Origin of the sequence: Rhodococcus sp. MH15, from assembly GCF_019266045.1 — a bacterium.
GTDB classification, from domain to species: domain Bacteria; phylum Actinomycetota; class Actinomycetes; order Mycobacteriales; family Mycobacteriaceae; genus Rhodococcus_F; species Rhodococcus_F qingshengii.
The window spans coordinates 76338-89447 of the sequence record NZ_LPNP01000080.1 but is presented as its reverse complement, the minus strand read 5'-3'; the positions used below and the strand labels follow the sequence as shown (position 1 = coordinate 89447).

11 protein-coding genes are annotated in these 13110 nt (G+C 62.1%); 9 read left to right on the top strand and 2 right to left on the bottom strand.

What is annotated here, in order from left to right:
- Nucleotides 1-34: 34 nt before the first annotated feature.
- Nucleotides 35-865, bottom strand: coding sequence for a siderophore-interacting protein (locus tag ATN37_RS23220; RefSeq protein ID WP_042451620.1), 831 nt, complete (start codon nucleotides 863-865; stop codon nucleotides 35-37).
- A 173-nt stretch (nucleotides 866-1038) separates the two neighbouring features.
- On the opposite strand from ATN37_RS23220, the gene ATN37_RS23215 reads away from it, so the two are divergent.
- The 3 genes from ATN37_RS23215 (at nucleotide 1039) to ATN37_RS23205 (ending at nucleotide 4504) form a co-directional block, all read left to right on the top strand.
- Complete coding sequence (locus ATN37_RS23215; protein ID WP_007730296.1) at nucleotides 1039-2622, top strand: AraC family transcriptional regulator; 1584 nt, start codon at nucleotides 1039-1041, stop codon at nucleotides 2620-2622.
- 157 nt (nucleotides 2623-2779) lie between these two features.
- A complete protein-coding gene (locus tag ATN37_RS23210) occupies nucleotides 2780-3895 on the top strand; it encodes an agmatine/peptidylarginine deiminase (protein ID WP_218695664.1) in 1116 nt (371 codons plus the stop codon).
- Nucleotides 3896-3931: 36 nt separating this feature from the next.
- A complete protein-coding gene (locus ATN37_RS23205; RefSeq protein WP_007730294.1) occupies nucleotides 3932-4504 on the top strand; it encodes a TetR/AcrR family transcriptional regulator in 573 nt (190 codons plus the stop codon).
- Between the two features lie 3 nt (nucleotides 4505-4507).
- Here the strand turns inward: ATN37_RS23205 and ATN37_RS23200 are convergent, their stop codons facing one another.
- Entirely contained in the window at nucleotides 4508-5164 is a 657-nt protein-coding gene (locus ATN37_RS23200) for a TetR/AcrR family transcriptional regulator (RefSeq protein WP_058038401.1), read from the bottom strand.
- 167 nt (nucleotides 5165-5331) lie between these two features.
- On the opposite strand from ATN37_RS23200, the gene ATN37_RS23195 reads away from it, so the two are divergent.
- From ATN37_RS23195 to ATN37_RS23170, 6 genes are read left to right on the top strand one after another with little or no spacing between them, the layout of a single operon-like run.
- Nucleotides 5332-6720, top strand: a complete 1389-nt coding sequence (locus tag ATN37_RS23195) for an NAD(P)/FAD-dependent oxidoreductase (protein ID WP_007730290.1) — start codon at nucleotides 5332-5334, stop codon at nucleotides 6718-6720.
- Nucleotides 6717-7871: a serine hydrolase gene (locus ATN37_RS23190; RefSeq protein WP_007730288.1), complete on the top strand. Its 1155-nt coding sequence runs from the start codon at nucleotides 6717-6719 to the stop codon at nucleotides 7869-7871. The genes ATN37_RS23195 and ATN37_RS23190 overlap by 4 nt, the downstream gene beginning before the upstream one ends.
- Complete coding sequence (locus tag ATN37_RS23185; protein ID WP_030536186.1) at nucleotides 7868-8908, top strand: NAD(P)-dependent alcohol dehydrogenase; 1041 nt, start codon at nucleotides 7868-7870, stop codon at nucleotides 8906-8908. Before ATN37_RS23190 ends, ATN37_RS23185 begins: the two co-directional genes overlap by 4 nt.
- A 19-nt stretch (nucleotides 8909-8927) precedes the next feature.
- Nucleotides 8928-10589 carry a class I adenylate-forming enzyme family protein gene (locus ATN37_RS23180; protein WP_007730286.1) on the top strand — a complete coding sequence of 554 codons (1662 nt, stop codon included), beginning with the start codon at nucleotides 8928-8930 and terminating at the stop codon, nucleotides 10587-10589.
- Nucleotides 10586-12331: an amidohydrolase family protein gene (locus ATN37_RS23175; RefSeq protein ID WP_218695663.1), complete on the top strand. Its 1746-nt coding sequence runs from the start codon at nucleotides 10586-10588 to the stop codon at nucleotides 12329-12331. The genes ATN37_RS23180 and ATN37_RS23175 overlap by 4 nt, the downstream gene beginning before the upstream one ends.
- A complete protein-coding gene (locus ATN37_RS23170; RefSeq protein ID WP_218695662.1) occupies nucleotides 12321-13109 on the top strand; it encodes an SDR family NAD(P)-dependent oxidoreductase in 789 nt (262 codons plus the stop codon). Before ATN37_RS23175 ends, ATN37_RS23170 begins: the two co-directional genes overlap by 11 nt.
- The last annotated feature ends 1 nt before the right edge of the window (nucleotide 13110 follow it).

Below are 13110 nucleotides of genomic sequence, written 5' to 3'. Positions count from 1 at the left end.
GAGCGCTTCGGCCTTACCGAGCGATGGAGCCGGGTCAGGAATCTGTGCGCACTGTGTCGCTGCGTTTCCAGTAGCCGGTGAAATCGATGTCGGTCTTCGCAATTCCTCGATCACGAATCAAATGACGCCGAAGCGAGCGAATCGTCGCCTGTTCGCCTGCAAGCCAAGCGAATACGCGTCCGTCAGGCCATTCGACTGCACTGACCGCGTCGAGCAACAAAGAATTAGTGCCGGGCTCCGCCCCCTCGCGTGGCAACCACGTGACACTCACCCCGGGCAACTCGCGCACCGATTGAATGTGAGCCGAGTCCGCAATTTCGACGAACACATGCCCCCTGGCATCGGCAGGCAATTCCTCGAGCAGACGTGCGATCGCAGGTAGCGCCGTCTCGTCACCGACGACGAGCAGATACTCGCAATCTTCCGGGAGTCCCTGCGATACAGAGGGACCCGCGATGTGCATTCGGTCGCCCGGGCCGGCGTCGCGCGCCCAGGTGGTAGCAACTCCACCGCCGTGAACGACGAAATCGACGTCGAGTTCACTTGTTCGCGGATCGTAACGGCGCACGGTGTACGCGCGGGCAAGTGGACGGCGTCCCGCTGCGAAAGTCACAGTGCCGTCGACTATCACCGGCAAGACCGGATCGGTTTCGCCAGGATAGGCGAACAACAATCGGAGGTCGTCGTCGAAGCCGGTGCTGACGAAGGCGGGCTCGGCAAAGCCGTCGGCGTTTGTGAAGGTGTCGAGCTGCGCTCCGGTGAGCGTCACTCTCCGCATGCCCGGCGTCACGTCTGTCACCCGACGTACCTCGAGTTCACGCAAGGTGACTGAGTACGCCGTTGTCGGACGGGTGTTTCGGGGCACGGAAAGACTCCTCGGAAGCGCACAGACGGGGGGGTTCGACCCACGCTCGATCACGGCGGAAGGGCCATTGAATAAAGCTAGCCTCCCCTAATCGGCTACGGTTATCCGTGCGTGCCGACTTCTTACACTCATCGGTGGCTGCGTGAGAAAGCATCTGAATCGGGAGGGCATACGTGGGACCACGGTTGGTGTTCTCCGCGGGCGAAGTCCCCGAGATCCCCGCGTCCCGACTCTCCTTGATCGCGAATGCACGTGAGCCACTGCTCTTCTGGGTACACACCGGACACGCGGAACTACAGATTGGCGACCGCACCCGCAGCGTGACCGCTGGGGCGGCAACCTGGGTGCCCGCGGGAATCGCCTACAGCATCCGAGTCGACCCGGGAGCGGTCGCGTTTCCCATTCCGATGCCCGCTGCCGACCTGCCGCCCACGTTGAACCGGATCATCGATTTCGAGATCCCGGCAGCCTGGCAGGACTGGCTCGTCCACCAGTTCGCGCACAACTTGGGATTTCTGCGCGGTGGGGCGACTGTGGGGGCCGGACTACTCGAGCTTGTCGCGGGGGCCCATTCCAACGACGCCGACGCTTCGGTGTCGTACGCCCCACCGAATTTGCCACGCTCGGCCGAGACCCTCGAGATCGCTCGCACGCTTCTACGGACGCCAGCCGACGACACGGAGCTTTCCCAGTTCGCCCGGCAACTCAAGATCGGCGTCCGCACCCTGCAGCGCCGATTCACGGAGGAGACGGGGTTGCCTTTCGCGCGTTGGCGCACCTCGGCCCGGATCGCGGCAGCAATCGCATACCTGAACTCCGGCCGCGAAATCGGATGGACGGGTGGGCAGGTCGGATTCGCGACGCCCGCGGGATTCACCCGTGCCTTCCGTGAACACACCGGTGTGACACCCAGTGACTACACACGTGCAAACCAAGGCTCAGCGCCGATCCATGAGAACGAGACCTTGGCACAGAGCGTCGCACTCTTGTCCGAGGAAGGCGCCCACTCAGGCTCGGCGCCGATACCGCCGACGATTCCCGCAAGCGGAACGTGGGCCAGGGTCAACAACTTTCACGTCATCGTCTGGATCTACCGAGGCTCCGCCCGGGTCACTTTCGGCGACCGAACCTGGAATCTGAGGCGGGGCGACGCGATGTGGCTTCCCGCGGGAGTACGCAACAGCGTCGAGATCGCGGAGGGTTCGCTTCTACTTCCGCTCGGATCCCAGCCTGGCGACTCTCCCGTCACTGCACCGCCGCCACGAGTGCTGCACTTCGCGCGCGAAGCGGAGGCGTATCTGTTACACACGGTCGTTGCGAATTACACCCTTCTGCGCCCCGAAATCCATGACCCAGCGAGGATCTCGAGGCTGATCCGAAACAGCGCGGCGACGCGGACACCCGGCGGCCGAACCGATCCTGTCGAAACGATCCTTACCGCACTCCGCGCGGACCCCACCGATTCGCGCACGCTGCCGGAGTGGAGCGCTCGACTCGGCGTCGACGAGGGCCTGCTCCACAAACGCTTCGTAGCGGCCACCGGCCAGAGCTTCCCGCGCTGGCGCGGTCAGTTGCGGATGACCCTCGCCCGCGCTTATCTCGAGGAGGGCTTCTCGGCCGGAGAGACCGCCCGTCGACTCGGCTACGCGCACGCGTCCGGATTCACCAAGGTCTTCATCGGTGCCCACGGCATGTCGCCCCGGGACTACCAGCGCCGTGGATGGCGGGGAACGGTCGAAGGACTCATCGACTCGTGACCTTCCGACGGATGAGTCCTTCGATCCGTCGTGTCGCCCGCCGAAACGGTCTCGAACTGGCACTACTTCCTTGACTAAATTTTCAGTCAAGGTTTACGCTCCATGCAAGCAGGACGCGGACCGGGCGCGCACGCACACAGCACAAGGAGTCACCGAAATGCAAAGACGTCGGTTCATTCAGGCAGGCGCCGCTGCGCTCAGTGGCCTCTCTTTGGCAGGTTGCGGCGATTCCGACTCAGCCTCGCGCGGGAGCGATGGCAGCAACGATCTTCGCGAGTGGGTGATGCCTGAAGAGGGGGATCCGCACAAGCGCACCTGGATGGCGTTCGGTGCCAGCGAAGCGATCTGGGGAGCAGCCCTCCTGCCCGAGGTCCAGCGCAACCTCGCGACGATCGCGCAGACCATCGCGCAGTTCGAGCCCGTCTCGATGCTTGTTCGTTCCGAGCAACTGGACTTGGCTCGCTCCCTCGTCGGCCCATCGGTCGAACTGATCGCCGCGCCTCTCGACGATCTCTGGATGCGCGACACCGGCCCTGTATTCGTGAAAGGCAACGGGACCAAAGCGGGTATCGATTTCAACTTCAACGGCTGGGGCGAGAAGCAGGATTTTGATCAGGACGGCCAGGTCGCAGCCTTCGTTGCCGCCCGTGCGGGAGTCGAATCATTGCCTACCGACCTGATCCTCGAAGGCGGCGGCATCGAGGTCGACGGCGAAGGCACAGCCATCATCACCGAAAGCTGTGTACTCAACAACAACCGCAACCCGGGATGGTCGAAGTCGGACGTCGAGGCCGAACTCGGCCCCCTGCTCGGTCTCGACAAGATCATCTGGCTACCGGGAATCGCCGGCAAGGACATCACGGACGGCCACACGGACTTCTACGCCCGTTTCGCACGCCCAGGTGTCGTGGTCGCAGGCCTCGACACAGACCCGGAGTCGTTCGACCACGACGTGACCGCACGTCACCTCGAGATTCTCCAGAACGCGACCGACGCACAGGGACGGAAGCTGGAAGTGGTGGTCCTCGAGGCGCCGGTCGCGATCAGGCCCGACTTCGAATCGGACGATTTCGCAGCCGGATATATCAACTTCTACGTATGCAATGGGGCGGTCATCGCACCCGAGTTCGGTGACCCCGAGGCCGACCAGGCCGCCAGAAGTGAATTGGAGCGCCTCTTCCCCGACCGCCGTGTCGTGCAGATCAACATCGACGCCATCGCCGCGGGTGGTGGCGGCATTCACTGCACCACCCAGCAGGAACCCGCGGACTAGAAACCTGTCCCGACCACCCTCGTAGAATTCGGACTCGTGTCGAACCGCCAAACGCAAATCTTGGAAGCAGCAGTCCGCGTCATTGCCCAACACGGCGTACGCGGGCTGAGGGTGGAGACGCTCGCTGCCGAGGCCGGAGTGTCGACGGCACTCATCTACTACCACTTCCAGAACCGTGCAGGTGTGCTGCGCCGGGCCCTCGATCACATCAACGATCGCGCCGCGCTGTACACCGAAAGTGCCTTCACGGAGACAGACCCTCGTGCGCAGCTCGAGCAGATGCTCCTGCTGGAGTTTCAGAATGCCCCGAAGATTCGAGAGAACAGCATCGCCTGGGGTGAACTCCGAGCAAGCGCAGTCTTCGCCGACGAACTGCGCGAACCGCTACGCACCACGACGCAAGAGTGGGCAGACGACGTCGAATCTTTGATCCGCCAAGCGCAGGACGCCGGACTCGCTGACCCGAAGGCAAGCCCGGCCGACGCCGCCGAGCGACTCACCGCCCTGGTCGAGGGTTTGAGTGAGCGCTGGCTGAGCGGCTCGATCCCCATCGAACGAGCCAGAGAACTGCTCACCGGCGCGATCAGTGTGGAGATCGATCCGAGCTAGCCTCTACCGCTCGCCGACGCCCTTCGATTCCGGAGACAGAGCCGGGAACCAGATGTCGGTCAGAACTTCGGCGGCCTGAATCCGCGTCACATCGATTGTCCCCTGCACGGCCCAGCGTGTGAAGAATCGCTCCAACTGACTCACGAGCAGTTCGACGCGCAACCGTGCCTCGTCGTGCTGTTCCTCCGGCCAACGGCCCAGGTACTTGGGCATGGCATTCGGTAGTTGGGTCATACCGTCTCGCGCTGTCTCGCGGAACTCCGGTTCGAGTGCCACGGCCTCGTCCCAGGCCGGCAGCAGGCGTTTGTTCTCGTCGAACCAGTCGAAGGCACGCTCCAGCCAAGCCGTGAATTCCACGCGAGAGTTCGTGTCGAGAACCCGATCGAGATCGATGTAGAAAGCGAACGCACTCGCCGCCATCCCGGCCGCGCCGATCGTCTTGAGCATCTCCACCTTGCTGGCGAAATGCACGTAGAACGTGGCTCGACTGCATCCGACGACCGAGGCGATGTCGTCGACCGTGACAGCCGCGTATCCCCGTTCCTCGAACAGAGTGCGTGCGGCGTCCACGAGTTTGGCCCGCGTCGCGCGTTTCTGCTCGTCGCGAAGTGTTCCCCGCCTGTTCTTCGGGCCGTCCGTAGTCGTGCTCACGTCGCCCACCTTGCTCGCATTTCAACCTCCTGGCAAATCACCGACTCGCCGTCACCAAAAAACATTGCGTCATTCATTGACACAACGTCAGCGAATGGCGCACTATGACTCAAGTCACTTCTCGGGCTTCGATTCTTCTTCTCGCACGCCCGAGACAGAACAGAAAGCGATGGCGAATGAGCCCCTCCCCCTTGCCGAGCGTGTGCATCATCGGCGCCGGGCCTACCGGAATCACGACGGCCAAGCGAATGAAGGAATTCGGAATACCCTTCGACTGCTACGAAGCGTCCGACGAGGTCGGCGGAAACTGGTACTACAAGAATCCCAACGGGATGTCGGCCTGCTACCAGAGCCTGCATATCGACACGTCGAAGTGGCGCTTGGCATTCGAGGACTTCCCGGTCTCCGCTGACCTTCCCGACTTCCCGCACCACTCCGAACTCTTCCAGTACTTCAAGGACTACGTCGAGCACTTCGGACTGCGTGAGTCGATCATCTTCAACACCAGTGTTGTTGCAGCAGAACGTGATACAGACGGGCTGTGGACCATCACGCGCTCGGACGGCGAAGTTCGCACCTACGACGTCCTGATGGTCTGCAACGGACATCATTGGGATCCCAACATCCCGGACTACCCAGGTGAGTTCGACGGGGTCCTCATGCACAGCCACAGCTACAACGACCCGTTCGACCCGGTCGACATGCGCGGCAAAAAGGTAGTCGTGGTCGGAATGGGCAACTCCGGCTTGGATATTGCCTCCGAACTGGGCCAGAGATACCTCGCCGACAAGCTCATCGTGTCGGCTCGCCGTGGAGTCTGGGTACTGCCGAAATATCTCGGCGGTGTACCCGGCGACAAACTGATCACCCCGCCCTGGATGCCGCGTGGTCTACGACTGTTCCTGAGTCGTCGATTCCTCGGCAAGAATCTGGGAACGATGGAAGGCTACGGTCTGCCGAAGCCGGACCACCGCCCCTTCGAGGCCCACCCGTCGGCCAGCGGCGAGTTCCTCGGACGCGCCGGGTCAGGCGACATAACCTTCAAGCCTGCCATCACCAAACTCGACGGAAAGCAGGTTCACTTCGCGGACGGCACCGCCGAGGACGTCGACGTGGTCATCTGCGCCACCGGCTACAACATCAGCTTCCCCTTCTTCAGCGATCCGAATCTGCTGCCGGACAAAGACAACCGATTCCCACTGTTCAAACGAATGATGAAGCCCGGCATCGACAACCTCTTCTTCATGGGACTGGCGCAGCCCATGCCGACACTCGTCAACTTCGCCGAGCAGCAGAGCAAGCTCGTCGCGGCCTACCTCACCGGTAAATACCAACTGCCGTCTGCGAACGAGATGCAGGAGATCACCAAGGCCGACGAGGCGTACTTCCTCGCCCCCTATTACAAGTCGCCGCGGCACACCATCCAGCTCGAGTTCGATCCCTACGTCCGCAACATGAACAAGGAAATCGCCAAGGGCACCAAGCGTGCTGCGGCCTCCGGAAACAAGCTACCTGTTGCCGCGCGTGCAGCAGCACACGAACTCGAGAAGGCGGATCGCGCATGAGTCTGGTGAACGGTCACTGCGACAACGAGTTCGACGCCGTCCGAGCGGCTTTCGAGGCTCAACTCGAATCCGGTGAAGAACTCGGCGGCTCCGTTGCCATCACCGTCGACGGAGAATCCGTGGTCGATCTCTGGGGCGGGTACGCCGACGAATCCCGTACCACTCCATGGGGCAGCGACACCATCGTCAACACGTTCTCCATCACCAAGACCATGACGGCCCTGTGTGCGCTCCTGCTGGTCGAACGCGGCCAATTGGACGTGTACCAGAAAGTTGCTCACTACTGGCCCGAATTTGCGGCAAACGGTAAGGAAGACATCGAAGTTCGCCACCTCCTGTCGCATACGTCTGGCGTCTCCGGTTGGGAGCGCCCGATCGAACTGACGGACATCTACGACCTCGAGGCGTCCACCGCTCGCCTCGCTACCCAGAAGCCTTGGTGGACCCCGGGTACGGCGTCGGGCTATCACGCGATCAACTACGGCCATCTCGTCGGTGAGGTCATTCGTCGCATCGACGGGCGAACTCTCGGCAGGTTCTTTGCCGAAGAGCTTTCCGGTCCACTGGGAGCCGACTTCCATATCGGCACGTCCGCAGAGCATTTCGGTCGAATCGCCACCATGGTTCCGCCGCCCGCGTTGGAGTTCGACCTGTCCACGCTCGACCAGGACAGCATCTTCATCAAGACCCTGACCTGCCCACTGCTCGACTACCCCGAGGTCAACACCGCACCCTGGCGGGAAGCCGAGATCGGCGCAGTCAACGGCCACGGCAACGCACGTTCTATCGCTCGGGTCCAATCCCTGATCTCGAACGGTGGTGTGCTCGACGGCCGGAAGCTGCTCTCGCAGAGCACCATCGACCTGATCTTCGAGATCCAAGCCGACGGTATCGATCTCGGGATCATGACACCACTCAAGTTCGGCATCGGCTACGGACTGCCACATCCGGTTACCGCGCCACTGATTCCCGACGGACGCACCTGCTGGTGGGCAGGTATCGGCGGCTCGATGCTGGTCAACGATCTGGACCGACGGATGACCTTCGCCTACGTCATGAACAAGATGGCACCGGGCCTGATCGGATCCGACCGCAGCAACGCGTACCTGAGCGCCGCATACAACTCCGAGGTCAGCGAGGTCAGCTCATGAAGGCAGCCCAGCTCATGGGGCCCGGGCTCCTGGAAATCAACGACGTGCCGGTCCCGGAGATCGGCCCGTCGGAACTACTGATTCGGGTGGGCGCAGCTGGAATCTGCCACTCCGATCTCCATCTCCTGCACTTTCCGTACAAGATGCGCGAAGAACCGCTGACTATCGGCCACGAAATTGCCGGAACGATCGAAGCCGTCGGGAGTGGCGTCGACGGCCGTTCCGTCGGAGAGCGTGGCGTCGTCTACCTCTGTTGGTCATGTGGACAGTGCCGAGAATGCATGAGCGGCAACGAGAATATGTGCCTCGCCGCTGGACGCACCGCGATGCCGCCCTGCCCCGGGCTTGGTCCCGAAGGCGGGATGGCCGAGTACGTCAAGATCCCGGCTCGCTCATTCGTACCCATCGGAGACCTCGACTTCCTGCAGGCCGCACCTCTCGCCGATGCGGCACTGACGAGCTACCACGCCATTCGCGGTGCCCGCGAACATCTCCAGCCCGGTGCCACCGCCGTCGTGATCGGCGTCGGCGGACTCGGTCACGTTGCAGTACAGATACTTCGCGCAATCAGTGCCGTGCGCATCATCGCCGTCGATGTCGGACAGGATCAACTCGATCTCGCCAAACGTTGCGGCGCCGACATCACGCTCGAATCGGGACCGGACACCGCGCAGCACATCCTCGACCTCACATCGGCCAGAGGCGCAGAAGTCATCTTCGACTTCGTCGGTATCGACGCAACTGCACAGATGTCCGTTCAAGCGGTTGCGCCGAACGGCGCGTATCGCATGGTAGGTCTCGGAGGCGGAAACCCCGGAATCACTGCCGAAGCTGCCGGCGGACCAGGCTGGCCGTGGGGCGCATCGATCCGGAAGTCGTACGGCGGCACCAGAAACGACCTCGTCGATTCCATCGCCCTGGCACAGGCCGGTCTGGTAACGGTAGAAGTAGCCCGCTTCGACCTCGCTGATGCCCGCGACGCACTCGACCGTCTCGAACATGGCAAGGTCACCGGACGCGCAGTGCTCGTACCCTAATCTTCGAAAGGCACTTCACGTGACTACTTCCGCTGATACACAAGCATTCATCGCGTCCGTCATGGCCGGGCTGACCGGCCCCGGTGGTCCTTTCGAGATGCAAGTCGAGGATGTACTGGGCAGTTCGATGCCCGTCATGAAGAACCGTGACAAGGCACTCGGCGACGTGCTCGCTGCATCCTTCGACTACGGATCACGCGACTATCTGGTGACCAAGGACCGACGCTTCAGCTACCTCGAGCACGGCGAGGCCGTAGCAGCATTGGCGACGGCGCTCCGCGAGCGGTACGGCGTCCGCAAGGGTGATCGGGTCGGCATACTTGCTGCCAATACGCCGGAATGGGTGATGACCTTCTGGGCGGCTCAGTCCCTCGGTGCCATCGCCGTCGGATTCAACTCGTGGTGGGTGGCCCGCGAGGTGGCGTACGGCATCGATCACACCACCCCCACAGTGGTGATCGCCGACGCCAAACGCGCGCAGATTCTTTCCGAACTGAACACCGATGTTCCCGTACTCACGATGGAAGAAGATCTACCTACCTTGATGGAGAAGTATTCGGGATCGACACTGCCCCGTACTTCCGTCAACGAGGACGATCCGGCCGTCATCCTGTACACGAGCGGAACCAGTGGCCGCCCCAAGGGGGCTGTTCACAGTCACCGAAACGTGTTGGCCGTCATCGACTACCACCGCTACAGCGATCGCCTCGCTGCGGCGTTCACCGGCAAACCCAGCGACGGCCGACCGAGTGACTTGCGGTATCTGCTGACCGCGCCGCTGTTTCACATTGCAAGCCTGCATAACCTGGCGATCCCACGACTCGCGACGGGCGGAGCGGTGGTCATCCATCAGGGCGCCTTCGACGTCGACGAAGTCCTTTCCCTCGTCGAACGCGAGAAGGTCACAAACTGGGCGGTGGTCCCCACCATGGCAACCCGTCTCCTCGAGTACGGCAGTCTCGAGAAGTACGACCTGACCTCACTGAGCGCCTTTGCGCTCGCGTCTGCGCCGTCATCTCCGGCCTTGCAGGACCGACTGCGCGCACGACTGCCTTTTGCGCAGCACACCTTGGTCGACAGCTACGGGCTCACCGAATCCTCCACCGGCATTTCAGTTGCCACACCACCGGAACTTGCCGCGTTCCCCGGAACTCTCGGCCGGCCGATCATCGGGGTGAGCGTGGAGGTGCGCGACCCCTTCGGTGTTGCAGTCCCCGACGGCGAGGAAGGTGAGATCTGTGCGCGCAGCGCCTATGTGATGTTGGGGTACTGGAACGACGAGACCGCGACTGCAGCCGCTATCGGTCCTGATCGATGGCTCCGAACCGGCGACTTCGGAGTGTTCGAGGACGGCCGGCTCCGTCTGACGGGTCGCCGGTCCGATCTGATCCTGCGCGGCGGCGAGAACGTCTACCCTCTCGAAATCGAGCAGACCATCGACGAGCATCCCGCCGTACTCGAATGCGCTGTGATCGGCATTGATTCGGCAGACCTCGGCCAAGAAGTTGCAGCCGTCGTCGTTTTGCGGAGTGAGGGAGCCGCCGGCGAAGAAGAACTACGCGACTACGTCGCCGAACGACTGGCTTACTTCAAGGTGCCGGTGAAGTGGAAACTGAGCACAACTCCTCTGCCCCGCAATGCAACCGGAAAAACGATACGTGCAAAGGTGGTTCTCTCATGACCTACGACGCCGTGATCAACAACGGTCTGTGGTTCGACGGCACCGGGGCCAAACCAGCTGTCCGCAATCTGGGTATCCGCGATGGGTTGGTTACTGCCATCTCCCTCGATCCACTCGACGAAACCGACTGTCCCCGTGTCATCGACGCGAGACGCAAGTGGGTGATCCCGGGCATCGTGGACATCCACACTCACTACGACGTCGAGATCCTCGAAGGCCCGGCGCTGAGCGAATCTCTCAGACACGGGGTCACGTCGATCTTTGTCGGATCGTGTTCCCTGTCCACCATTCACGCCAGCCCCTCCGACGCGGGTGATCTCTTCGGCAGAGTAGAGGCAATTCCGCGTAAGCACGTCGTCGACGCACTCAACCGTGCCAAGACCTGGAACTCTGCGAGCGAGTATGTTGCTGCACTAGAGGCGCTTCCGCTAGGTCCCAACGTTGCAGCCTTCATCGGACACTCCGATATGCGGGCCGCCGAGATGGGACTGGATCGTGCTACCAGGAAGGACGTCCATCCCACAGACGCCGAACTCGCGTCGATGGAAGCACAGTTGACCGAAGCTCTCGACGCAGGATTCGTCGGGATGTCCAGTCAGCAATTGTTGTTCGACAAACTCGACGGCGAGACCTGCCGCTCACGCACGCTGCCGTCGACGTATGCAACCACGAAAGAACGACGCCGACTCAATGCGATCCTGCGCCGTCGGGGACGGGTATTTCAGGCCGGACCTGACCTCTCCAACCCGATGAGTACCGGAGCGATGGCGTTCTCCAGCGCGGGTATCTGGCGTAAGCGACTCAAGACGAGCATGCTTTCGGCGGCCGACATCAAGTCCAACAAGTTGGCCGTGGTGATACTCGGCCCACTGGCACACTTGGTCAATCGACTCGGCGGCGACCTGCGCTGGCAGCACCTGCCAGTTCCCTTCGAGGTATATGCCGACGGCATCGACCTGGTTGTCTTCGAGGAGTTCGGATCTGGCGCTGCAGCACTGCATCTGACCGACGAGATGGAACGCAACGTCCTCATGCAGAGCGAGGATTACCGTCGACAATTCCGCAAGGACTACGACCAGAAGTTCGGTGTCAAAGTTTGGCATCGCGATTTCTTCGACGCCGAGATCGTGTCCTGCCCCGACGAATCCCTGGTCGGCAAGAGCTTCGGGCAGGTCGGCGTCGAACGTGGCGGCCTCCACCCTGTCGATGCATTCCTGGATCTGGTCCTCGAACACGGCACGAAAGTGCGTTGGCGCACAACCATCTCGAACCACCGGCTGGAGGTTCTGGACAAGTTCGCCCAGGACAATGGCGTCCAACTCGGGTTCTCCGACGCCGGAGCGCATTTGCGCAACATGGCGTTCTACAACTTCGGCTTACGCCTACTACGACGTGTCTACGATGCCCAAAAGGTCGGCCGTCCGTTCATGACCGTCGAGGCAGCGGTGCATCGTCTCACCGGTGAACTCGCCGAGTGGTACGACATCGATGCCGGGCACCTTCGATTAGGTGATCGCGCCGACCTGGTTGTGATCGATCCCGCTCATCTCGACGATTCGCTCGACACTTATGCGGAAAGCCCGGTTGTGGAGTACGACAACCTCTCCCGCATGGTCAATCGCAACGACCAGACCGTCACCGCAGTGTTCGTCGGCGGCGAGTACGTCTTCGGCGACGGAGAAGCAGCACCCGTTCTCGGCAACCGCCGAACCGGAAAGTTCTTGAAAGCAGGTGCCCATTAACACGTCCAGATTTGCCGGGAAAACAGCAGTCGTCACTGGAGCAGCATCAGGTATCGGTGCAGCCATCGCACTAAGGCTTATCGACGAAGGCGCACAGGTAGCTGGAATCGACATCGCTGCAGAGGGTTTGAAAGAGATAGCCTCCCAGCACGGCGGGGCCTTCCTCGCCGTTCCCGCCGACGTCACCAAGGAATCCGATGTTGCCGAGGCCCTTGCCGCGGCGGCGGCGGAATTCGGCGGTATCGATCTGGCTTTCAACGTTGCCGGTGCGTCGAGGGTGGGGCAGATCGTCGACCTCGACGAGGCCGACTGGGACTTCACCATCGACCTGGTGCAGAAGGGCGTCTTCCTCTGCACCAAACATGAAGCGCGGCATATCCGAGAGCACGGTCGCGGTGGTGCGATAGTCAACGTGTCCTCATTGAACGCGCACGTGCCGAGCCCCTACGGGAGCGCATACGCGACAGGCAAAGCCGGAGTCGAGATGTTCAGCAAGAATGCCGCGATCGAACTGGCTGCGTCGGGGATCCGGGTCAATGCCGTTCTACCCGGCCTGGTCGACACGCCACTGGTCGCACCGGTCATGAACTACGAACCCGCCCGCGACATGTTTCTCAGCCGAATCCCCATGTCCCGAGCGGCAACTCCCGACGAGATCGCGGGCCCCTGCCTCTATCTCGCCAGCGACGACGCCTCGTACATCACCGGAACCAGTCTGGTCGTCGACGGCGGCTGGGAGGTCTCGAACTACCCGGATCTGACGACGCTGGGCAACTAGT

Bases quoted from the DNA above. Each gene is read 5' to 3' on its own strand.
- ATN37_RS23210 (WP_218695664.1), top strand. From the start codon at position 2,780: ATGCAAAGACGTCGGTTCATTCAGGCAGGCGCCGCTGCGCTCAGTGGC.
- ATN37_RS23195 (WP_007730290.1), top strand. From the start codon at position 5,332: ATGAGCCCCTCCCCCTTGCCGAGCGTGTGCATCATCGGCGCCGGGCCT.
- ATN37_RS23190 (WP_007730288.1), top strand. From the start codon at position 6,717: ATGAGTCTGGTGAACGGTCACTGCGACAACGAGTTCGACGCCGTCCGA.
- ATN37_RS23185 (WP_030536186.1), top strand. From the start codon at position 7,868: ATGAAGGCAGCCCAGCTCATGGGGCCCGGGCTCCTGGAAATCAACGAC.
- ATN37_RS23175 (WP_218695663.1), top strand. From the start codon at position 10,586: ATGACCTACGACGCCGTGATCAACAACGGTCTGTGGTTCGACGGCACC.